Genomic DNA, 22,475 nt, shown 5'->3' with positions numbered 1-22,475 from the left:
GCCAGGCATTACCAAAAATCCAGGAACACCCCCATAAAAGAGGTCGCAACAATGAACGGTACGATGACTTCCGATCAAGCGATAGCCTGCCTGAATCTGGCGCTTGAGCGTAACAAACAACTGTTCAGCGACGCCTATCACTTGAGCCACGCCGCCCTTGACCTTCTCGATCAGCCCCACATGGACGCGGAAAAGTTCACCCAGTATCAGAGGAAAAGACGGCAGGCCGATCTTAAATACCTGGAAGCTATCGAGCACTTGCGATTAATCATGGCTGAATACCCTGTCCATCTCTTCTCTGCGCAGAACTCAATACATGAGCCCCAGTTTCGACTGAGGGATAACAACGAAATCTGACCTGTCAGGGATGCCGGATCGACCGTTCTGGTCAACATGCTCTAACGCCCTGCGCGAACCAGAACAGAGCACTGCGGCTCGGAAATTCTCGCGACTGGTGCGTTGATCGCCTTTTGTGCCTTCGCAGCCCTATGGCCATCGAATGGAACCCCTCCCACTGCTTGAGCGACAGGCTGACAAGTTGTCGATGGCACGGCTGGCAAACAACTTGCTTAGGTCTGATCAGGCTTGAGCCATCAACGACGATGGCTTCGCAAACACCACGGACAACGGCGTCCGCTCCCCTGCGCATTGCGACAGGTGGGCGTGCGCCGTTTTTGCTTTCACCCCGGCATAAAAGGAAATCCTCATGCCTGCTCAAGGAATGCTCCCCCCGGGTCATGCCATCGCGCCTGCGTACAGCGGTGTCGGCAAGTCACGCCCTGCTGGCATTGCATTGCGGTCATTGTTCGACCCTGGCATGGCCCTGCTTGAACGCAGCAGGATCGGCCTCTGGTTACCACTCGGATTGGCCCTCGGGGCCTGCGGTCTCGCACTGGCCGAACAGCCAGCAAGCGCACTGACCCTGTTACCTGGCGTCCTCTATCTGGGGTGCGCGTGGCATCTTCGTGAGCGTCATCAACGCCATCTACAGATATTCTGGGACACTGAACTTGCACAACTGCTGCGCAGCTCCCGGGATGCCGACCCAGCGACGCTACTGGTGGCCGCCAGCATGCAACTGCGCAACAACGAACGCTTGCGCAGCGAAGTACAGTTCGCCAGTCGTGCGCTGGAGCAAATGTCTCAACAGGCCCGCGACCAAGGTGAGGAACAGAGCCAACGAATCGCCATGATCGCCGCCGCCAGCGAGCAAATCGATCAGACCTTACACAGCATCGATGCCTTGGCCCAAGGCGCGCTGGCAGCCTTCGCCAACGCCCATGCCATGAGCGAAACCGGTTGTCTGGAAGCGCGCTCAGTGGGTGACAGCATGCGCGCCATTCAGCACAGCCTGGGCAATACCGCACACGCCGTGGAAGCATTGCTGCAGCGCACTAGCGCAGTAGAAAGCACCGTCAATAGCATTCAGGCACTGGCCAAACAGACCCAGTTATTGGCACTCAATGCCTCCATCGAAGCGGCCCGTGCCGGCGAGCACGGTCGCGGTTTCGCCGTGGTCGCCGATGAGGTCCGCAGCCTGGCCCAAGCCACGGACCGGGCTACCCATGAAATCACCACAGCCGCGACGGCGATCGCCATGGCCGTGCGCCAAGTGGATGGCGAGGTCAAGGAACACCGCGACCTGCTGGCAGCCGGTAGCCAACAGAGCGAGCAACTCGCCGCCAACCTAGACGACCTGGCTCAACATAGTCAGATCAATCTGCAACACCTCGGCGCCATGCAACAGGCGCTCAGCGAGCATCAGCATGCCAATCATGCCCTCAGCGAACAGTTGCAACAGGTCAATGCCGCGGTGCAAGAGCAGAGTACGCGGACCCATGCGCTGCACGACCTGACCCATTATCTCAACCAGCTCACCGTCGGAAACCGCCCATGAACCTACAATTCGCCGCCGCACTCGATGGTGGGCAATCCCGACGAACCCGTCTGCCACAAAACGACGCAGGACTCAGACAGATGCTTTTGCTGGGTCTCGACCTGTTGCAAGGTCTGCAGCAGCATCGCGGTCTCGGCGGACAGACCACCCGCGAGGCACAGCAACGTTGCCAGGCACTGGGTCATTCGCTCGACCAACGCTGGAAAGAATGGCCGTATAGCGCACAGTGCCAGGCATGGAACGCATTACGCCGCGAGCCAGCGGATTTCGAGGGCCATTGCCGGTTGCTGCAAGACCTGCTCGGCGCCATCCAGAACCTAGAACTGCGGCGCTGCGCGCTTAATTTGCAGCCCCCGAGCATCGCCGAGCGCTGTTGGGAGCTGGAAGACCTGGGGCGGCTGCGCGGCCTGTCGGTGCGCGCCGCCGCCCATCAGAGTTGCCCACTGCAAATGCTTGTTCAATTGCAGTACCTGCACGAGCGCTTGCTCAGGCATGCCCCCCGCTCGCTGCACAACGCGCTCGAACGACTGCAACGCTGCCTGATCGGTACAACGACAGTGTCCATCTCCCCGGCGGAGTGCTACGCCCTGCTCACCCCATTGCTCGACGAACGCCTCGACGCCATCCGCCGGGATCTGGGCTAAGGCTTACCTCCATTCGACTACGCAGCGGTGCGCAGGAGAGCTGTTTTAGTTCACCTCGCACCCAAGCTGCCCAAAAAGCGATCAGTGCTTCGCTCTCCCCCGGCTCTACGCCCCCTTCGATATCTTTTTAGAAAACATCACAAAACCACTTCAAGCCTTTGTACCAATTGATTTTTTTCGCATAAAAAAACTCGGACATAAACTTGGCAAGCCCTTTGCTATTGCTGTCTTACAGACTCATGCGGCACGCCAATGGCGGCGTGCTGCACTTTCCGGACAACGGCGTCCGTCAGGTCCCTCTATCGAGGGTGCCTGGCGCACGCCGTTTTTGTTTGCCCCTAAAAAAAGGATGTGGTTATGACTGATGAGCGTGACTCGCAACATCCGGTACACCCCGGCCGGCGCACCTTCCTGAAGCAATCCCTGGTGGCGGCAGGCACTGTCGCCGGAATCGCCGCCCTCGATGTTGTCGCGCCGGGCTTTCTGCGCAGCGCGGTCTGGGCCGCCGGCAGCGACGCGCCGGAGAAAGCTGCACTGAAGGTCGGGTTCATTCCCCTTACCGACTGCGCATCAGTCGTGGTGGCGGCAACCCAGGGTTTCGGCGAAAAATACGGCCTCACCATCACCCCGAGCAAAGAGGCGTCCTGGGCCGGCGTGCGCGACAAACTGCTCAACGGCGAACTGGATGCTGCCCATGTGCTCTACGGCCTGATCTATGGCGTGCAACTGGGCATCGGCGGGCCGCAGAGAGATATGGCCATGCTCATGGGACTGAACCAGAACGGCCAGGCGATCACCCTCTCCAAACAGCTGCAGCAAGCGGGCGTGACCAATGGCGAGCAACTGGCCGCCAAGGTCAAGCAAGGTGGCACGCCACTGACCTTCGCCCAGACGTTCCCCACCGGCACCCATGCCATGTGGCTCAATTACTGGCTCGCCAGCCTCGGCATCAACCCGCTGACCGATGTGAAGACCATCGTGGTGCCACCGCCACAGATGGTCGCCAACATGCGCGTGGGCAACATGGACGGTTTCTGTGTCGGCGAGCCCTGGGGCGCCCGGGCGATCGCCGACAACATCGGCTTCACCGCCCTTACCACCCAGAAACTCTGGCCCGATCACCCGGAGAAAATCCTTGGCACCACCCGTGCCTTCGTCGAGCAATACCCCAACACCGCCCGGGCGCTGACCATGGCGGTGCTCGACGCCAGCCGGTTCATCGAGGCCAGCGTAGAGAACAAAAAAAGCACCGCCCAACTGATCGCCGGCAAGGCCTACGTGAATGCGCCCGTCGAAGTGATCGAACAACGCTTCCTCGGCCACTACGACGACGGGTTAGGTAAGCAATGGACGGACGAGCATGCGATGTCCTTCTGCAAGGATGGCAGCGTCAACTATCCCTACCTGTCGGACGGTATGTGGTTCCTCACTCAGTTCCGTCGCTGGGGCCTGCTCAAGGAGGATGTGGACTACGCCGGTGTGGCCAAGTCTATCAACCAGACAAAACTCTACGGCGAAGCCGCCAGCCAGCTTGGCCTGACTGTACCGGGCAGTCCGCTGCGCAGTAGCACCCTGATCGACGGCAAGGTCTGGGACGGCTCCAATCCGGCCGCCTATGCCAACTCCTTCACCATCAAAGCCTGACCGGAGTAACCCGCCATGAACGCACCCCTCAAGTTGCCAGCGCCGCCCACCACTACGGCGAGTACCCAGCCAGAGCGTCGCTCTCCCCTCCTGAGCGGGTTGCGTCAACGCGCCAGGGATGGCATTGCCCCAATATTGGGTATCGCCCTGTTTCTCGCCGTCTGGGCGTTTATAGCCGCACGCAGTGAGGGCCTGCCCGGCCCGCTCGCTACTTGGTATTCAGCCCTGGAACTGTTCAGCGCGCCCTTCTACGACAACGGTCCGAACGACATGGGCATCGGGTGGAACGTACTGGCCTCCCTTGGCCGGGTCGGCATCGGCTTCGGCCTCGCCGCCCTGCTCGGTATTCCGCTGGGCTTCGCCATCGGCCGCTTCGCCTTCCTCGGCGGTATGTTCGCGCCAATCATCAGCCTGCTACGTCCGGTCTCGCCGCTGGCGTGGTTGCCGATCGGCCTGTTGGTGTTCAAGGCCGCCGGCCCGGCATCGATCTGGGTGATTTTCATCAGCTCGATCTGGCCGATCATTCTCAACACCGCCGCGGGGGTCGCCAGCGTGCCGCAGGACTATCTGAACGTCGCGCGGGTGCTCAAGCTCAGCGAGTGGAAGGTGTTCACCCACATCCTGTTTCCTTCGGTGCTGCCACATCTGATGACCGGTATTCGCCTGTCCATCGGCGTGGCGTGGCTGGTGATCGTCGCCGCAGAAATGCTCACCGGCGGTGTCGGTCTTGGCTTTTGGGTGTGGGACGAATGGAACAACCTCAATGTCGAGCACATTCTCATCGCCATCATCATCGTCGGTCTGGTCGGCCTGCTGCTCGAGCAGGGCCTGTTGTGGATCGCCAAACGCTTCGACTACACCAACTGAACCGACGCCCGCGCGGGTGTTTGGGTTGCCCGCACCTGACGCTTACCCGATGCAGGAGAACCGAGATGACTAAATTCGTCGAGCTGACCCAGGTCAGCAAGCACTTCGACACTAAAAAAGGCCGCTTCCAGGCCCTCAGCAACGTCAACCTGAGCATCGCCCGTGGCGAGTTCGTCTCGTTGATCGGCCATTCAGGCTGTGGCAAATCCACCGTGCTGAACCTGATCGCCGGTCTGCTTGAAGCCAATGGCGGCGGCTTGATATGTAACGGTCGCGAAATCGACGGTCCCGGCCCTGAGCGCGCAGTGGTGTTTCAAAACCACAGCCTGCTGCCCTGGCTGACTTGCTTCGGTAACGTGCACCTGGCCGTGGAAAAGGTATTCGGCAAACGCGAAAACAAGGCCGCGCTGAAGGCGCGGACCGAGGCGGCGCTGGCAATGGTCGGTCTTGAGCATGCCATGCACAAGCACCCCAGCGAGATTTCCGGGGGCATGAAGCAGCGTGTCGGCATCGCCCGCGCGCTGGCCATGGAGCCGAAAATACTGCTGATGGACGAGCCCTTCGGCGCACTCGACGCCCTCACCCGCGCGCACCTTCAGGACGAGCTGCTGCGTATCGTTGCCGCCACTCAGAGCACCGTGGTGATGGTCACCCATGATGTCGATGAGGCCGTATTGCTCTCCGACCGTATCGTGATGATGACCAACGGGCCGGCGGCCACCGTCGGTGAGATCCTTAGCGTTGGCCTGGCAAAACCGCGCAATCGCCTGGTACTGGCCAACGACCCCGAGTACCACCGCTATCGCACGACGGTCCTCGAGTTCCTCTACCACCGCCAGCAAATGCCGGCGGCTTGAAAACGAAGTCCGAGGAAGCCCTCCCGCACTCCGATCTACTCACTTAAGAACGTTTTGAGTCAGTGAGAAACCTGTGGCGAGGGAGCTTGCTCCCGCTTGAGTGCGTAGCACTCACAAAAATCGGCAATCACCGCCAGATTTTTGGGGCCGCTACGCAGCCCAACGCGAGCAAGCTCGCTCGCCACAAAGGTAAGCATGACTGAAGCGTCTCGCTTAAGTGAACAGCATTGCGCCGCGCGCGGGCATTTTGTTATCCCTCGCCTTCTTTTGGGCCGCGTCCACATCTGCAAGCGCGACGGTAGATTCTTCATGCCCCGGGACAGGAAAGACACGGGTCAGAGTGGGAGCTCTTCAAGCTTGCGATCGCCAGCCATCGCCCCCTTCAAGCACTCATCCAGGAACGTCACCACCGTCCCCATGCAGCCGACCCGCTCCTCGACATGGGGCATATGGCTGGAGTTCTCGAACAACGCCCAACGAACTTTCGGGATCTGCTGCAGAAAGGGTCTGACCACCGTCGGTGTTGCTTCATCGTAGCGACCTGAGATCACCAGCGTCGGCACGTTGACCTGCGGCAAGCGGTCGACGATGGTCCAGTCTTTCAGGCTGCCTATCACATGAAATTCCGTCGGCCCGCTCATCGCATGGTAAACGGTGGGATCGGCATCGACCTGGGCAAACGTACGCGCGACTTCTTCGGGCCAGGGAATGACGCGACACACATGGTTGTCGTAGAAAACCCTCGAAGCGTCCTGATAGGCAACCGCTTGAAAATCCCCTGTCCGTTCGTACTCAAGCAAAGTTTCATGGACACCGGCAGGCAGCAGTTGACGTAAACGGTTGGCTTCCTGAACCCAGACGCGCATGTCCGACGGGGAATTAGCGAGGATCAAGGCCCGTAGTCCCGCAGGTTGCCGTACCGCGTGTTCGCTGGCGAGCATGCCGCCCCAGGATTGCCCCAGGAGTGCGTAATTGTCGCTGATACCGAGATGATCCAGCAGGTTGTCCAGCTCCTCGAGAAACAGCGCCACGTTCCAGAACGAGGTGTCTTTTTCCGGCAGGTGGGTCGAGCGACCATTACCCAGTTGATCGTAATGCACCACCGCCCGCCCACTCGCGGCGATGTCCTTATAGGCATCGACGTAATCATGCGTGCAGCCCGGGCCGCCATGCAAAATCACCAGCGGCGTGTTTTTGCCGTCAAAGTGACCTGTGACGCGATACCAGGTCTGATAAGGACCAAAAGGTGCGAAGCCTTCGCGAGTTCCGATAGATTCCATTTCTTCGTGCCGCCCCTGAAAAACCGTACGGCACACGATAGCGGGATCAGACCTTCAAAATAACTAGAGAAATAGATAGGTTTTTGCCCTGTTTCAGCTATCGAGCAATCGATAGTGGGTGGCCCGAACCACGGCCTGGACCCGATTCTTGGCCCCGAGTTTATGCATGGCCGAGGTCAGATGGAGGCTGATGGTGGCCAATGAACGATTCAGTTGGTTGGCAATCTCGGCGGCGGTCAGCCCCTCGGCCGCCCATTTAAGGCATTCGCGTTCACGTTTGGTCAGATGAATGGGAGGTGTGTGAGCCTCCTTGCCAAGCAACGGATAGGCCGCTTCCTGCAAGGCATGGGAAATCAGGCTGAAATCGGCGAGGGTCCGCCGGGCATCGCACAGGACACTGCTGCTGCTGATACGCAGCCCGGTCAAGGAGGCAAAGCCGCCTCTGGGCAGATGAATCGGGACCGACACACCACAGGTCATCTGCGCGTCTTCCAGATAATTCACCACTGGCGCATGGCACTGACTGATGACCGGCTCCAACAGGGTGTCAGTTCCGGGTTTATAGGACCAGACAAAGGGTGAAACACGATTGAGTGCTACCTGCTGGACAGGGTCGATCTGGTAGTAACCCTCTGCACACCAACGCGTATGCCAATCGGCTGGCGTGTTGCGCAGTTTGAGCACCGCGGGCGTGATCAAATTGCCTTCATGGTCCAGCGGCACCGGACTGTAGTCGTACACCAAAGCATCAAAGCCCAGCTCCTCGGCCAATAGCAAGGCGTTGTCCATCTGCTCATCCAGGCTCTTGCCCGACAACAGACGGGGATTGAGGTCTGCTAGCTTGGTCTGCATCCATTGCGCTCCCTAATTAATTTCAATCCTGAAATTCAGCACGTAGAATGCCACGCCTCGGCGCGGGACTGCCAGACAAAACCTATACGAAATACTAGCTTTTGGGCGCATGACTTACTCAGTAAGGTTGAGCCATTTGGTCAGCGTCCGAACCGGCCAGCATCATAAAGGGAGAGTGCGATGTGGCGTGAAATCGAACCGGACCAGCACTATAACGTTGAAGTCGACGGCCACAATCTGGTGGTTTACAGCTTTGGCGAGGGCGATGAGGTCCTGCTGTGCCTCAATGGAGGCCCGGGGCTTCCCTGCGATTATCTGCGTGACGCCCATGGCTGGCTCAAGGACAAGGGGTTGCGCGTGGTCGCCTTCGACCAACTCGGCACCGGCGCGTCTGACAGACCTCAAGACCCATCCCTGTGGGATATTTCCCGTTATGTCGCTGAGGTGGAAACCGTCCGGCAGGCCCTCGACCTGGGCCGGGTGCATTTGCTGGGGCACTCCTGGGGCGGCTGGCTGGCGATCGAATATGCCATTTACCACCCTCATGCACTCAAAACCCTGATTCTGGAAAATACCGTAGGCGATATCCCGCACCTGTCTCAGGAACTGGAGCGTCTGCGTGGTGCTCTTGGCAGCGAAACCGTGGCGATGATGCAGCGCCATGAAGCCATGGGCACCCTCGATCACCCTCAATACCAAGCGGCAATCACCCTCCTCAACTATCGCCACGTCTGCCGACTGGACGAGTGGCCGGCGCCGGTCACGCGCTCTCTGAGCGACTGGAACATGGGGCCCTACACAACCATGCAGGGGCCAAACGAGTTTCTCTACGTCGGCAACCTGAAAAACTGGAACCGCCTCCAGGAAATGGCCGATTTCACCATGCCGGTATTGATTACCACCGGCCAGCACGACGAACTGACGCCGGCCTGTGCCATGCGCATGAAAATGGCGCTCAAGGATGCGGCACTGCATGTGTTCCCCAACAGCAGCCACATGCCCTTCTACGAAGAACCTCACGCCTACTTTCCGGTGTTACTGGATTTCCTCCAGCGGCACCGAGGTTAGTCGATGAATCTGTCGCGTTACCGTTTCATCCTGTCACGCCCCCTGCAGCTGCTGCCGGTGCTGTTCGGCATCAGTCTCATCACGTTTGTGCTGGTGCGCTCGATTCCCGGCGACCCGGCGCGCGCCCTGCTCGGCTCGCGCAGCACGCCAGAGGGGCTGCTCAGGGTGCGCGCTCAGTTCGGCCTCGATCAGCCACTGTGGATGCAGTACTTCTACTTCCTGAAAAACCTGTTCAATGGCGACCTCGGCCAGTCATTGCTGTACAAGGTCGACGCCTTGAAGCTGATCAGCACGCGCATCGAGCCCACGTTGTTTCTGGTGCTTGGCAGCGTGCTGCTGGCCATGTTGATCGCGGTGCCGCTGGCCACCGTTGCGGCCCGTAACAAGGGCGGTTGGGGCGACAACCTGATCCGCCTGTTCACCACCGCCGGCCTCGGCATGCCGGCATTTTGGCTGGGGATCATGTTGATCCTGCTATTCAGCGTACAACTGGGCTGGTTTCCGGTTTCCGGCTACGGCCGTTCCTGGCCGGACAAACTGCACCACATGGTCCTGCCCTGCCTGACCATTGCCCTGGCGTTATCGGCGGTATTGATACGTAACCTGAGGGCAAGCATGCTGATGGAATTGCAAGCCGACCATGTCACGGCAGCCCGGGCTCGCGGCCTGTCTGAAGACGTAGTGTTTCGTCGCCATGTACTGCCCAACTCACTCGTACCCGCCGTCAACCTGCTGGCGGTGAATATCGGCTGGCTGATCAGCGGCACGGTGGTCATTGAGAGTCTGTTCGCCATTCCCGGGATCGGCCAGTTATTGGTCCGAGGCATCTTCACCCGTGATTATATGGTGGTCCAGGGCGTGGCGATGGTGCTGGCCTGCGCCACCGTGGCGGTAAACTTTCTCGCCGATGTGGTGACAGTCGCTATCGATCCACGGGTGAAGATCCGATGAGCAGCCAGGCAACGACGGTCCCCCGACTGAACCTGCGCCTGGGTTTGCGCAACCCTCGACTGGCAATGGGATTGGGCCTGGCAATCCTGCTCGGCTGGCTGGTGCTGGCGATCTTCGCGCCCTGGATCGCGCCCTTCGATCCAATCGCCCAAAACACGGATATTCGCTTGCTGGCGCCCCATCTGGCCCACCCGTTCGGCACTGACAATTTTGGCCGCGACGTTTTATCTCGAGTGATCTGGTCGGCCCGCATCGACTTGCAGCTGGCGGTCATCGGGGTGATTTTCCCGTTTCTGATCGGCACGTGTGTCGGGGCTTTGTCCGGCTACATCGGCGGGCGTTTCGACACGTTCTGCATGCGCCTGATCGATATCATCCTGGCCTTCCCGTTCCTGGTGTTAATGCTGGCGATCATGGCGATCCTCGGTCCCGGCCTGATGAGTTTCTATATCGCCATGGCACTGGTGGGCTGGGTGTCCTACGCACGATTGATCCGCTCGCAGATCCTGATACTCAAGGAAAGCGATTTTGCCCTGGCCGCCAAAAGCCTCGGCTTCGGTCATGGGCGCATTCTGTTCAGGCACCTGCTGCCGAACGCGATGTTCGGTTCGATCGTGTTTTCCATGTCCGATGCGGTACTGGTATTGCTCAACGGCGCGGCGGTCAGTTACCTCGGCCTCGGGGTTCAACCACCAACCGCCGAGTGGGGCACGATGGTCGCCGAAGGCCAGAGTTTCATTACTTCCGCCTGGTGGATCTGCACCTTCCCTGGATTGGCGATCGTCACCCTGGCCATGGGCTTCAGCCTGTTGGCCGATGCTGTTGCCGAACACTTGGGTGAACGCTCGTGAGTGCGCCTGTGCTGAAGGTCGAGGAGCTCAGCGTTATCGCCCGTAAGGGTGAGCACGAGGTGACGCTGGTGGATCGTTTGTCCTTTGACCTGGCCGAGGGTGAAGTGCTCGGACTGGTGGGAGAAAGCGGCTCCGGCAAGACCCTGGCTTGTCGCGGTTTAATGAGACTGTTGCCGTCGCCGAACCTGCGTGTCGAAGGCACCGCCGTGCAACTGGCCGGGGAAAATCTATTGCACCTGGACGAGGCCGGCATGCGTCGCATGCGTGGGCGTCAGTTGGGGATGATTTTCCAGAACCCCAGCAGCCATCTCGACCCGTTGATGCGCATCGGCGAGCAGATTGGCGAAGGTATTCGTCTGCACCAAGGCGCCAGCAAGCGTGAAGCCCGCGCTCAAGCCATCGACGTCCTTCGTCAGGTGGGCATTCCCGATCCGCAGCGACGAGTCGACAGTTACCCTCACGAATTCTCCGGCGGCATGCGCCAGCGAGCGATGATCGCCGTGGCACTGGGTTGCAACCCGAACGTGCTGATCGCCGACGAACCGACCACCGCCCTCGACGTCACGGTGCAAGCGCAGATCCTGCGCCTGCTGTTGGATCTTCGTGACCAGCGTGGCCTGTCGATCATCATGATCACCCATGACCTGGGGGTCGTTGCGCAGACCTGCGACTCGATTGCGGTGATGTACGCCGGACGCTTGTGCGAGCACGGCAACAAGCACGAGGTGCTGGCCCATCCACGCCACCCTTACACCGCGGGGTTGATCGACTGTCAACCGGCCACCAGTCACGGTCACGCATTGCTCAAAACCATCGCCGGGCAACCGCCCCTGCTCGACGCCCTGCCCCAGGGTTGCCGCTTCAATCCGCGTTGCCAGCAAATCGGCAACCGATGCACAACACTGATGCCGGGTTTGCAGCCGGTCAGCCATGGACACCGCATCGCTTGTCATTACCCCTTGGCCGCCGGAGACCGCTCATGACCCTGCTCAAGGTCAAGGATTTGCATGTGCGCTTCCCCGCGCCGGGCACTGGTTTGCTGGGCATGAACCGGAAATGGCTGACGGCGGTCAACGGCGTCTCGCTGACCCTCTCGGCGGGTGAAACGCTCGGGCTGGTCGGCGAGTCGGGCAGCGGTAAAAGCAGCCTGGGGCGGGCGATCCTGCACCTCAATGAGATTTACGCCGGGCAGGTGCTGTTCGACGGCATCGACATGGCCCATGCCGGGAAGATCGATATCGAGAGACTGCGTCATGAGACAGCGATGGTTTTCCAAGACCCTTATGCCGCCCTCAATCCACGCCTGAGCATCGGCCAGACCCTGGCAGAAGTGCTCCGGGTACAACGCAAGGTGCCGGAATCGCTGATTGCCGCCCGTGTCGATGAACTGCTGACCCTGGTCGGTCTGCGCCCTGAATTGGCCTCGCGCAAACCGCACGCCTTGAGCGGTGGCCAATGCCAGCGTGTCGGGATCGCCCGTGCGCTGGCCGTGGAGCCGCGCCTGATCGTCGCCGATGAATGCGTGGCCGCGCTGGACGTGTCCATCCAGGGGCAGATCATCAACTTGCTGCTGGAGCTGCGCCAGCGCATGAACCTGGCGATTGTGTTCATTGCCCATGATCTGGCGATCGTTCGCCGGCTCTGTGATCGAGTGGCGGTGATGTACTTGGGCAAGATCGTGGAAGAAGGACCGGTGGAAGAAGTATTTCGCTCCCCGCGACATCCCTATACCGCCGCGCTGATCCAGTCGATTCCAGAAATCGATCCGGCCCGGGCGCTACCCACCGACCCTTTGCCCGGTGAACCGCCCAGCCCTTTGCAGTTGCCATCCGGCTGCGCCTTTCACCCACGCTGTCGCTACATTCGTGCCACTTGTAGCCAGGTGGCGCCCCCTACCCGTCAACTCGACGCTCGCCGTTACGACTGCGTGCTCGAGGAGCCTCTGTTTTAAAAAACCACGTACTCATCAAGAAGGAGTTTGACCATGAGATCCAGGCATTTGAAATTGCTCGCCGCAGCCACATTGACCGCTTGTACCCTTGCCAGCGGCATTGCCCAGGCGGCGGGTGTACTCACCATCGGTTGCCGTGAAGAAAGCACCACGTTCGACCCGATCAAAAGCGCGCAAAACCGCGATACCTGGGTATTTTCCAATGTCTACGACACACTGATCCGGGTCAACAAGGCCGGCAGCAAGATGGAGCCCGGCCTGGCTGAAAGCTGGAAAGTCTCCGACGATGGCCTGACCTACACGTTCAAAATGCGCGCGGCGAAATTCTCCGACGGCTCGCCGATCACGGCCGAAGATGCGGCATTCAGTCTGTTGCGCACTCGTGATAACAAGGCCTCGCTGTGGAGCGATGCCTACAAACTGATCGACACGGCGAAAGCGGCCGATCCACAGACCCTGGTCGTTACCCTGACTACCCCGTCGGTACCGTTCCTCTCGCAATTGGCCTCGCCGACCGTGTCGGTGCTCTCGCAGAAGGCCATGACCCGCATGGGCGAAGATGCCTATGCTCAGGAGCCAGTGGTGTCAGGGGCATTTTTTGTCAAGGAATGGCTGCGCGGCGATCGCGTGAAGCTGGAAAAGAACCCGCACTTCTGGCAGGCCGACAAGGTCAGCCTGGATGGCGTGGAGTGGATTTCCATTCCGGACGACAACACCCGGATGCTCAAGGTGCAGGCAGGTGAGCTGGACTCCGCGATCTTCGTACCGTTTTCGCGAGTCGATGCGCTGCGCAAGGATCCCAACCTGACCATCCACTCCGACCCTTCCACTCGGGAAGATCACCTGCTGATCAACCATGAGCACGGGTTGCTGAGCAAGCCTGAAGTACGTCAGGCACTGGACATGGCGATCAACAAAAAATCGGTGGTCGATACCGTGACCTTCGGCCATGGCCAGGAGGCTTACTCCTACATCCCCAAAGGCTCGCTTTACCACTACGCCGACAACCTGAAGCGTCCGTTTGACCCGGTCAAAGCCAAGCAGATGCTGATCGATGCCGGCGCAGCGGGCATGAAGCTGAATTACGTGGTCAATGCCGGTAACGAAGCTGATGAGCAGATTGCGGTGCTGGTTCAACAGCAACTGGCGGCCGTCGGTGTGACCGCCACCCTGCAAAAGGTTGACCCCACCCAGAGCTGGCAGATGCTGGTCGACGGTGACTACGACCTGTCCGTGATGTACTGGACCAACGACATCCTCGACCCGGACCAGAAGACCACGTTCGTTCTGGGCCACGACACCAACATGAACTACATGACCCGCTACAAGAACGACAAGGTCAAGGATCTGGTATCGGCTGCCCGCATTGAAGCGGCCCCGGCCAAGCGTGAACAGATGTACGTCGACCTGCAGAAGATCGCCAAAAATGACGTCAACTGGATCGACCTTTACTACAGCCCTTACATCAACATTTCGCGCAAGAACATCGAAAACTTCCAGCAGAATCCACTGGGACGTTTCTCTCTTGAGGAAACGGTGAAGAACTGAGCAATCGTTGCGCTGAAGCATGGAAAAACAAAAGGACCTCTTTTCAGAGGTCCTTTTTTTATGCCTGGAATCTCGTACTAGAACCCCACATCCAGCACCACGCTGTCCATGTAGGTTCCCGGTGGCGGCGTGCTCTGGTCGAGGTAGATTTTGGCGTTGTAGTTGAAGATCTGACTGCCAGTGCCCAAGCCGTTGCCGGGGTTGACCTCGGCATCGGAACTTGTGCGACGCGCCGTGCTGACACTGCCCCAACGAGTGCTTCCGGCACTCTTGAAAATGTCGTAATCCAAGTAATTGCCGCCTGAGATCATGCGCCTGCGCCCGCCCACGCCGACAGCATGCTGACCATCGTCCAGCCCCACCGTGTAGGCACTGCCCTTGGTGCAGACCAGGTTGATCGTCTGGCCAGTGACGGTGGAGAAGGAGCTGATTGCCGAGGCGCTGCCAAAGCTGATGTTCGGCGCAGTGATCGTGCAATCGTTGTCCACGGTCATATTGACAGTCAGACTCGTGGTACCGCTGTTGATGTCTCGCCCCTGACAGCTGCCACCGCCACCATAGTCATGGCAATAATCCCAACTCCAGAAAATGTTGAGGGTTTCAGAGTAAATCCCGGCCGCCACGTTGCTGCCGATGATCGTATTCAGATAGATCGGTACAGCCTTGGCAACCGTTGGATTGGAAAGCAGGCCGAGGTCATCGATGATCGAGTGTCGGGCGAAGTCGAACGCTACGCCGCGAGTGATCGGATAGCTGCTGCTGTTGTTGGCAAACAGTGTGTAGCCAATCACATCACTGGTTGGCCCGACCACCCCTGCGGTTGCAGACGTGATGGTGGCGTAAAAATGATCATCGCTGGTCAACGGCGATACCAACGAACCGGTGCAACTCAAACCGGCATGGGTGGTGGAACTGGTTTGCAAAGTGGTACGCACCGCGATCGAACTGAGCGAGCCAAAACCCGCCGGTGAAGTACTGGCCACCTCGCACAAGGCATAAGCCTGACACGGCAGAAAAATCGCCATCAGCCTGATCACTCTACCCGGCCATCGGTCAAAAAATTGCACACCCACCTCCCTGTTCTATTCAATGCGGTTTCATTGACACAGCAGCGGCCCGATCAACGGCACCTGATCCTGTTGCATGTCCAGCGTGAACTGCGCCTGGCAAGTCCGGCCATCGTCCAAGGTCACCTGCAAACTGTTGTGCTCTTCCAGGTTTTCCAGATAAACCAGCCCGTCCCAACCGACCACGGCGTGCGCCCCGCTCTGCTCGTGCCGCACGCGGCTGCCCAAGGGCAATAGGTGCTGCTGCGCGTCCACCAACACAACACTCGCGGCAATGATCCGGCTCAGTGGAAACTCCAGCAGGTAACCACTGCCACGGCGCACCGCGACTCGTTGTTCAACATTCGAACTCTGCACATTGGTCGGCAAATTCAGTGGGTCGATTTCATATTTGCCGCGGTAATAGGCGCTGCTCCATGGCACCAGCAGATGACCGTTCTTATCCGTCTGGCCCACCCGTTGATTTTCGTAACGCACCGGTATATCGGCAAAGCCACCGGTACTGACTACGACGAAAGCATCATCGATACGATTGGCAACGAACACTTGATGGTCCATCCACACCAGCGAGCCGCTGGCATCGGCCCAGCGAGTCTCGGCATCACTGCTGCCGTAAACCCCTGCCTGCAATTGCACCGACTGCAGGCGCCAGGTCAGGTCGGCCTGGCGATAATCCGGACCTTCATCGTGGGCATAACCGAGGTTGAAGCCCACGCCGCCTGCACTAGGCACCGCGCGACTGTAATTGACGCGCTGACGGCTTATGCCGGTCTTGCTGCGCTCGCCACTCATGCTCAGAGTGCCACGCAGGTCGAACGGGATGACCAGTTGCGCCTGCATCGCCCAGTCGCTATCGCCGATCTCGCGATTGGCCGACACGTAAAAACTGGTATTGCGCCACAGGGGCTTGCTCCAGGTCAGATTGAGTAACCGGGTGCGCGAATCATCCGCCGCTCGCACATCGAAATAGCCTGCGCCAAGGCTGCCCCAGCCATTGAGACTGACGCTCAGGGTCAACTGCTCGCTGCGCTGGCTGAGGCTGACATAGGGGCTGTCGACCACGGTCAGGTCGGCGTACTGGTCACGGCGCTGCATACGCTGATAGGCAACGCTGTAGTGCTGACTGCTGTATTGATAACCGAGGCTGACTTGCTGACCGCTATTGCCGTCGAACCGGCTTTGACTGACCGCCGTGTTGAGCACGCCGAAATTGCCCACGCGCAGGTTGCCGCCAACGCCACCAAGGGCTAGCGCGTCCGAGGCCTCGGCATGGGTTTCGAGGGTCAGACTGTCGTTCAGACCGTAACGCAGGCTGCCGGAGGTCACACCCGGACCGTAACCGAAATCGCGGATCCCGAAGTCACGGCGCAGGGTACCGGCGGCCACCGAGAAATCCATCAAGCCTTTTTGCAGCAGGTTGCTGGTGACATAAAACGGCACGGTGGTCGAGACCTGTCGACCGAGGGCATCGGTCGTGACCACCACTGCTTCGCCCGCACCGTTGATGAACGGAACGTTGGTCAGCGTGTAGGGACCGGGCTGCAACTCGGCGCTGCTGGACTTGTAGCCGTTGATGAACAGGTCGACCGATGAAGGTACCGCCGCCTCCCCGGCGAACTGCGGCAACGGGTAGGTCACAAGGTCCGGGCGCACGCCGAAATCACGCGACACTTGCACACCGCCCAGGCGCACCGAACTGCTCCAGGGCAAGGCACCACTGATCAGGTCGCCCGCCTCGTAAGTCAGCAGGCGTTCATCATCGGAATAACGCCAGGTGGTGTCGTAACGCCGATAACCATTGTTCAGTGTGTCGTTACTGACTCCGGAAATCGTGCGCCGGTATTGCCCGGTGTTGGACAGCGTGCCCCAACTGTCAAACAGTCGCACTTCGTTCCAGGCCGCAAGGTAGGTGCCGCTGTCGTCGGTGTCATTGAGGTACAAGTCGTAGTTGAGCAAGGCGCCAAAACTGCTCAACGCCGCAGTGCGCGGATACGCCTCTTGGCTGCCGACAAATTGTTCCGGCAACCAGTCCGGCGGGACCGTCAACAAAAGCCGCTGCCCCTGACTGTCGTAGTCACTTGTCAAACCTTGCAGACTGTCGAGGGCGACCTCAGCGTTGAGTTCTTGCGGCAATTTCATACCGATTTCGCGTAACGCCGCGACCGGTACAAAGAAGCGCCCGCCGCGCAGCTCCACTGCCACCACACGCCCGGTCTCCATTTGATTGACGATCAGTTCCAGAAACAATTGCGCGTCGACAATTGCCTCCATGCCGATGGGGGCTGGCGGCAGCTCTGCCCCCAGGCCGTGGTGGGCGAATACCAGACAGTAGAGGCCAATCGCGGCCCACAGCGGACGCTTGATACTGCGAGCCCAATCCTGGCTCATCACCGCTTTACGTCCGTCAATGGACATTTCCTTACTGTGGCGATCAAGAGATGCGCACAACACTTGTGATGAGGGGGCTTGCTCACTGGGTCGCGGAGCGGCCCTAACATCAGCGACATCGTTTTATCGGGTAGAACGCGGCTGCAGATTTTATGACTGCTTCGCAGCCGAGCGGGAGCAAGCGCCCTCGCCACACTGTTCCTATCACCGGGCTATCACCGTCCCGGTGCAATATTCTGAACCTGCGGCGCACCATTGACCCGCACTTGCAAGGCCTGGTCCGCACTGATCGGCGCCGGTGTCGGCCACCGCATGATCGCCCCCGGCAGCACATAGCCGAGCAGTCCCTCAACCAGCGGCCGTGTCTGACCACCCTGCTTGAACGCGACATCGGTCAACCGGGCATGCACCGCGCCCTGATTGCGCACTTCCACGTAGGAACGGCCATCGACCGCCACTTTGCGCCAGCTCAGATCAGGCGCCCCGGCGCCTTTGGGGTCGCGTTTACGGGTCATGTCTTCCTTGCTCCACAGACCGGCGCCGTAGGCAAACAGCGGCACCGAATAACGCATTTGAAACCGGATGGCGGCAGCGGTTTTGCCATCTTCAGCCGTCACGGGTCTGGCCGCGGGAATTTCATCGATAATGATGCGATAGGCCAACTCCTGCCCCGGCGGTATATCTCGGGTACGGGTCAGGCGCACGAGTTGCTTCTGCCCGGGTTCGATTTTCGCGACCGGCGGGCTGCCAATGACATCGCGCTGGTTTTGATACTGATCGCTGAAACCACTCTGGCTCCAGGCAAACACGCGGATCTGCAGATTCGCCGTCTCGTTGCCGCGATTTTCCAGCCACAACGCACTCGCTTGTTGATCGGCCTCCAGCACCGGATCGATCGGCCAGATCAACACCGAACTGGCCGCCTGCACCTTGACCCCGCCCAGCAATGCCATTGCCAGCACAGCGCAACGCGCGGCCGGTAACCTGCGCAAAGGTGAATACATATGCCTGCTCCTTATGCCCGAACTACCGAGCTACCACGACAGCTGCACCTGCAGCACGTCGCTATAAATTCCTCCGGGCTGATCACCCGGTAACTGTACTTGTGCGTAGATAGGCAATCGGATGTTGTTCGCATCGCTGTAGGCCACGGCCACGCTCTGACCGATGCCCAGGCTCTCACTGAAGGCCGCGTCACTGAATAATTGATAGGCCATACGGGCACTGCCGTCATCAAGCTGCAGATGTCGCCCGTTGCTGTTGTACTGGCCGCCATCGACGCTCATGTTCAGGCTCACGCCCGGCGTGCATTGCAACTGCACGCCGTCGCTCAATTGCACTTGCACAATGTTGGTCGCTAGCGCGATTGAGTGCCGAAATCGAGTTTTCCGTAAGTGGAAACCCCGCCCATCACCAGACATGCCCCCGTCACGGTCGCGCTGACCTGAAAACTCTGACTGGTGTCCGCCGCCAGCGGCAGAGGCAAACCAGTCGCGCCGATCAGGATCAGCGCGGCAGGACTGCATCGCACTAGAAAGTCAGTGCTGGCGGAACCAGCGGGGTGAACTTCGGTACGCTGGACTTCGGGCTGTCGCCACCGGAAGCATCGAGGAACAATTGATAAGGGATGGTCTGGGTAGCATTGTCCAGGCGCCGCGTGGTGCCGTCGGCATGGGTGCCGCCGTCGATGGTCACCGTGAAACCGGTCACCGAAGAGTTGCAGGAGACTTCCAGCGTGCCGTTGCCGGCATCGCTCAGGTTGGCATTGATCGGCTTGGTCCAGGTCGGACCTTGCGAGCCGAAATCCAACAGGCCGACATCACCGATCGGACTGCCGTCGCTATTGGTTATGTCATTGGTCACTGCACAACTGGCGATGATGATCAGCCGCGCATCAATCTGCCCGCTGATCGCCGCTTGCGCCTCCTCGGCCAGTAGTAAAACTGTGCCAAGGGTCATCACCACCCAACTTTTCATTGTCTTGCACCGATCCTAATTCCATCAGGATTCAAACAGTGGCCGTCCATTTACGAACGACGTTTCCTTGTACTGCCCGAATCCATCGGACAGGTGTCACTCAATGCCTGCTACCAGCTCACGGTCACTTTCAAGAGATCGGAATAACGGCTGACGCGGGGGATCTCGGCCAGCCGTTCGATACGGCCGTACAGAGGCAAATCCACCGTACCTGAATCCGGTACCCGCCCACTCAAGAGCACATTCACCGGCAGCGGAATCTGCCGTGCAGCGTCTTGATAGAGGCGATAAGGAATGGGTTTGCTGTGCTCTGCACTGCCCGCCAGATAACGGACCTCGCCGACGCCGCCATGAAGTCCGCCGTCGACCTGTAATTGGTAAGGGGTATCGGGATTGCATTCCAGGCGTGGCAGCCGTGTGTCAAGCAATGCTGCACTCAATGGCCCTGAAGGATCGTCCAGGCGGGCGGTAGTGCCGAAGTCGAGGACGCCCAATTGCTCGATACCCGCTTCACGCTGTTGGCCAACCAACTGGCAACCGCGCTGCACATTGACCCGGACCTCAACCTGAAGCTGCGCCGCCAATGCTGTCGTACTGAGCATCGTGCTCATGACCGCCAAAACCCCTAGCCCATTCAAATTCCCATTCCCTTTAAGGGGTTATTCGCAGGCTGAGGTTAGCATCCAAGTGGGAAACAACACGTCAAATCCGCACCTTTGCGACGAAGGGGCATGTTTCGTGTGTATCAGGTATCGATAGGATTTTTGAAGGAAAAAACCGTGCTTGACCACGGTCTTCAAGGTCAAAAGGTAATGGTGGCCGTCATTGTGTCGGCATAGGTGCCCGGCGGAAGAAGCTGCCCCGCCGCCACCCGACCATAGACCGGGATTACCTGGGCGGCGCCACTGCCGGTTCCAGTGATGAGACCCGTGCCACCGGTGTCGCCCCAGTTGATCGCCCGCGTGGCGTCCGAGTACAGCGCATAGAACAGGATGCCTGCTGGAGTGCCGGACATCTGCCGGGCTGTCGCGGTGCCGCCGCTCGTCCCGGCACCGAGGCCCACACTATACGCTGTCGTGTTGGTGCAGTTGACCGACAGGCTGGACTCGGCATCGGCTTGCACACCCGTATAGGCGCCGAAGGCCAAGGGCGAGGCGCTGATCCCGCAGCCGGCCACAATGCTTGCAGAGACGGTGAAAGTCGCAGTGGAGGTCGCTGAAATGGCCAGAGTGGGCAGCAGGCTGAGGGTAAAAACGCTCAGGATGCCGACACGGGCGAGAATGCCCCTGTCGCGGTGCATCCGGGTCTTCGTGCCATTACTCATCCAAAGGGGATGTGAGGAGGATTGCGTGCAATGCAAAAACGTCATGGCGATAACTCCCTGTAGTACTTGGCGAACGATCAGGTTTTTTCAAAGTTCTGAAAGAACCTGATCGTCCAGCCTGGATTCCAAAGCGTAGTCCAGAGTGGGCCTCTCACGGATGTTTCGTGGCCGCACGCCTCAGGTGGCCTCAGATTCGAGCGGGTGAAACGATGATTTTCACGTTGTGCTCCTTGTTGTTGACCAATTCCTCAAAGCCCTGCCCGACGATCTGTTCCAGTTGAATGCGCCCGGTTACCAGCGGTGTGATGTCCAGCCGGCCATCAGCGATAAAAGCAATCACGTCAGCGAACTCGCCGTTGTAGGCGAGCGCACCCAGCACCTGTTTTTCGGTGGCGACCAACTCGAAGAAATTGAACTCGCTGGGTTCTTCGAAGATGCCCACCAACACACACATGCCGGCCTTGCGAATGAGGTCGATAGCGAGCTTGGCCGTGTGTTTGTTGCCGATGCATTCGAAGCTGACATCCGCCCCAAGTCCGCCGGTCAGCCGCCGTACCTCTGCCAGAGCGTCACATTCATTGGGGTCCAGCACATGGCTCGCCCCAACCTCCAGAGCCTTGGCCTTGCGCGCTCCTGACATTTCCAGGGCGATGACCTGGGCCGCACCAGCGGCCTTGGCGCACATGATGGTGCACAGGCCGATGGTTCCCGCGCCAACCACTACCACATTTTTCCCCAGCACACTCCCGGCCTTTTTCACCGCGTGCATGCCCACGGCCAACGGTTCGATCAGCGCCCCGGCTTCGGCGGGAAAGTTGGCCGGCAACTTGTACAGCAGATTGGCCGGCACGTTGACCAACTCGGCGAATGCACCATTGTTCATCAGCCCGGTGAAGGCCAGGTTCTCGCAAATGTTGTACAACCCATGGGTGCAGTAATAACAGGTGCCACAGTGCTGACAGGCATCGGCTGCCACCGGCTCGCCCACACTGAACCCTTCAACACCGGCTCCAAGTTCGACGATTTCGCCACAGAACTCATGACCGAGAATGCACTGCCCCTTGATACCGGTCAGCGGGTGTGGCGCATCCACCGGGATGAACACTGGCCCGGCCACGTATTCATGCAGGTCGGAGCCGCAAATACCGCACCATTGCACGCGAATCTGGACCCAACCCGCAGGTGGCGACACGGGCAGCGGAACGTCTTCGACACGGATATCGTGACGGCCATGCCAGACAGCGGCACGCATGCGGCGAGTAGGATCAATTGAAAGGCTCATGTTGAAATCTCCTTGAAGTCGTTGGCC

At 59.6% G+C, this 22,475-nt stretch carries 20 protein-coding genes and 2 pseudogenes; 12 read left to right on the top strand and 10 right to left on the bottom strand.

The features are described from left to right. Positions 1–51 precede the first annotated feature (51 nt). The 6 genes from ACZ9IM_RS17415 to ACZ9IM_RS17390 all read left to right on the top strand — a co-directional run bounded on the left by ACZ9IM_RS17415 (position 52) and on the right by ACZ9IM_RS17390 (position 5,909). Positions 52–357, top strand: coding sequence for a hypothetical protein (locus tag ACZ9IM_RS17415; protein WP_476224545.1), 306 nt, complete (start codon positions 52–54; stop codon positions 355–357). 349 nt (positions 358–706) lie between these two features. Then, complete coding sequence (locus ACZ9IM_RS17410) at positions 707–1,897, top strand: methyl-accepting chemotaxis protein (protein ID WP_476224544.1); 1,191 nt, start codon at positions 707–709, stop codon at positions 1,895–1,897. Further along, positions 1,894–2,541 carry a hypothetical protein gene (locus ACZ9IM_RS17405; protein ID WP_476224543.1) on the top strand — a complete coding sequence of 216 codons (648 nt, stop codon included), beginning with the start codon at positions 1,894–1,896 and terminating at the stop codon, positions 2,539–2,541. The genes ACZ9IM_RS17410 and ACZ9IM_RS17405 overlap by 4 nt, the downstream gene beginning before the upstream one ends. A gap of 357 nt (positions 2,542–2,898) precedes the next feature. Further along, positions 2,899–4,185 (top strand): CmpA/NrtA family ABC transporter substrate-binding protein, encoded by a 1,287-nt coding sequence (locus ACZ9IM_RS17400; RefSeq protein ID WP_476224542.1) that lies wholly within the window; start codon positions 2,899–2,901, stop codon positions 4,183–4,185. A gap of 15 nt (positions 4,186–4,200) precedes the next feature. Beyond that, positions 4,201–5,052 carry a nitrate ABC transporter permease gene (ntrB, locus tag ACZ9IM_RS17395; protein WP_007907331.1) on the top strand — a complete coding sequence of 284 codons (852 nt, stop codon included), beginning with the start codon at positions 4,201–4,203 and terminating at the stop codon, positions 5,050–5,052. A gap of 65 nt (positions 5,053–5,117) precedes the next feature. After that, positions 5,118–5,909 (top strand): ABC transporter ATP-binding protein, encoded by a 792-nt coding sequence (locus ACZ9IM_RS17390; protein ID WP_008074309.1) that lies wholly within the window; start codon positions 5,118–5,120, stop codon positions 5,907–5,909. A 335-nt stretch (positions 5,910–6,244) separates the two neighbouring features. Here ACZ9IM_RS17390 and ACZ9IM_RS17385 read toward each other — a convergent pair whose 3' ends face one another. Together ACZ9IM_RS17385 and ACZ9IM_RS17380 are read right to left on the bottom strand one after the other, a co-directional pair. Further along, positions 6,245–7,189 carry a proline iminopeptidase-family hydrolase gene (locus ACZ9IM_RS17385; protein WP_476224541.1) on the bottom strand — a complete coding sequence of 315 codons (945 nt, stop codon included), beginning with the start codon at positions 7,187–7,189 and terminating at the stop codon, positions 6,245–6,247. A 93-nt stretch (positions 7,190–7,282) separates the two neighbouring features. After that, the gene (locus ACZ9IM_RS17380) at positions 7,283–8,041 is read right to left on the bottom strand and encodes a LuxR family transcriptional regulator (RefSeq protein WP_476224540.1); all 759 of its coding nucleotides are present in this window, start codon (positions 8,039–8,041) and stop codon (positions 7,283–7,285) included. Between the two features lie 180 nt (positions 8,042–8,221). On the opposite strand from ACZ9IM_RS17380, the gene ACZ9IM_RS17375 reads away from it, so the two are divergent. From ACZ9IM_RS17375 to ACZ9IM_RS17350, 6 genes are read left to right on the top strand one after another with little or no spacing between them, the layout of a single operon-like run. Continuing rightward, complete coding sequence (locus tag ACZ9IM_RS17375) at positions 8,222–9,109, top strand: proline iminopeptidase-family hydrolase (RefSeq protein WP_427625263.1); 888 nt, start codon at positions 8,222–8,224, stop codon at positions 9,107–9,109. 3 nt (positions 9,110–9,112) lie between these two features. After that, the gene (locus ACZ9IM_RS17370; RefSeq protein WP_429580920.1) at positions 9,113–10,060 is read left to right on the top strand and encodes an ABC transporter permease; all 948 of its coding nucleotides are present in this window, start codon (positions 9,113–9,115) and stop codon (positions 10,058–10,060) included. Beyond that, complete coding sequence (locus tag ACZ9IM_RS17365) at positions 10,057–10,911, top strand: ABC transporter permease (protein WP_218395056.1); 855 nt, start codon at positions 10,057–10,059, stop codon at positions 10,909–10,911. The genes ACZ9IM_RS17370 and ACZ9IM_RS17365 overlap by 4 nt, the downstream gene beginning before the upstream one ends. Further along, entirely contained in the window at positions 10,908–11,894 is a 987-nt protein-coding gene (locus ACZ9IM_RS17360) for an ABC transporter ATP-binding protein (protein ID WP_401170938.1), read from the top strand. The genes ACZ9IM_RS17365 and ACZ9IM_RS17360 overlap by 4 nt, the downstream gene beginning before the upstream one ends. Next, positions 11,891–12,862, top strand: a complete 972-nt coding sequence (locus tag ACZ9IM_RS17355; protein WP_476224539.1) for an ABC transporter ATP-binding protein — start codon at positions 11,891–11,893, stop codon at positions 12,860–12,862. Before ACZ9IM_RS17360 ends, ACZ9IM_RS17355 begins: the two co-directional genes overlap by 4 nt. A 33-nt stretch (positions 12,863–12,895) precedes the next feature. Then, complete coding sequence (locus tag ACZ9IM_RS17350; protein ID WP_427625256.1) at positions 12,896–14,410, top strand: ABC transporter substrate-binding protein; 1,515 nt, start codon at positions 12,896–12,898, stop codon at positions 14,408–14,410. Positions 14,411–14,487: 77 nt separating this feature from the next. Here the strand turns inward: ACZ9IM_RS17350 and ACZ9IM_RS17345 are convergent, their stop codons facing one another. The 8 genes and pseudogenes from ACZ9IM_RS17345 to ACZ9IM_RS17310 all read right to left on the bottom strand — a co-directional run bounded on the left by ACZ9IM_RS17345 (position 14,488) and on the right by ACZ9IM_RS17310 (position 22,418). Beyond that, a complete protein-coding gene (locus tag ACZ9IM_RS17345; RefSeq protein WP_476224538.1) occupies positions 14,488–15,435 on the bottom strand; it encodes a Csu type fimbrial protein in 948 nt (315 codons plus the stop codon). A 72-nt stretch (positions 15,436–15,507) separates the two neighbouring features. Continuing rightward, a complete protein-coding gene (locus ACZ9IM_RS17340) occupies positions 15,508–17,865 on the bottom strand; it encodes a fimbria/pilus outer membrane usher protein (RefSeq protein WP_476224646.1) in 2,358 nt (785 codons plus the stop codon). A 215-nt stretch (positions 17,866–18,080) separates the two neighbouring features. Further along, positions 18,081–18,869: a fimbrial biogenesis chaperone gene (locus ACZ9IM_RS17335; RefSeq protein WP_427627749.1), complete on the bottom strand. Its 789-nt coding sequence runs from the start codon at positions 18,867–18,869 to the stop codon at positions 18,081–18,083. Between the two features lie 30 nt (positions 18,870–18,899). Continuing rightward, positions 18,900–19,396, bottom strand: a pseudogene (locus ACZ9IM_RS17330) (Csu type fimbrial protein). Between the two features lie 56 nt (positions 19,397–19,452). Next, positions 19,453–19,842, bottom strand: a pseudogene (locus ACZ9IM_RS17325) (spore coat protein U domain-containing protein); the annotation flags it as partial. Positions 19,843–19,952: 110 nt separating this feature from the next. Beyond that, the gene (locus ACZ9IM_RS17320) at positions 19,953–20,453 is read right to left on the bottom strand and encodes a Csu type fimbrial protein (RefSeq protein ID WP_192344530.1); all 501 of its coding nucleotides are present in this window, start codon (positions 20,451–20,453) and stop codon (positions 19,953–19,955) included. A 191-nt stretch (positions 20,454–20,644) separates the two neighbouring features. Next, positions 20,645–21,211: a Csu type fimbrial protein gene (locus tag ACZ9IM_RS17315; RefSeq protein WP_476224537.1), complete on the bottom strand. Its 567-nt coding sequence runs from the start codon at positions 21,209–21,211 to the stop codon at positions 20,645–20,647. Positions 21,212–21,353: 142 nt separating this feature from the next. Then, positions 21,354–22,418 carry a 2,3-butanediol dehydrogenase gene (locus ACZ9IM_RS17310; RefSeq protein ID WP_476224645.1) on the bottom strand — a complete coding sequence of 355 codons (1,065 nt, stop codon included), beginning with the start codon at positions 22,416–22,418 and terminating at the stop codon, positions 21,354–21,356. Positions 22,419–22,475: the final 57 nt, after the last annotated feature.

Source organism: Pseudomonas sp. TE12508, assembly GCF_056279485.1.
The sequence above is the reverse complement of the archived record's forward strand: the minus strand, read 5'-3'. Positions and strand labels throughout refer to the sequence as shown.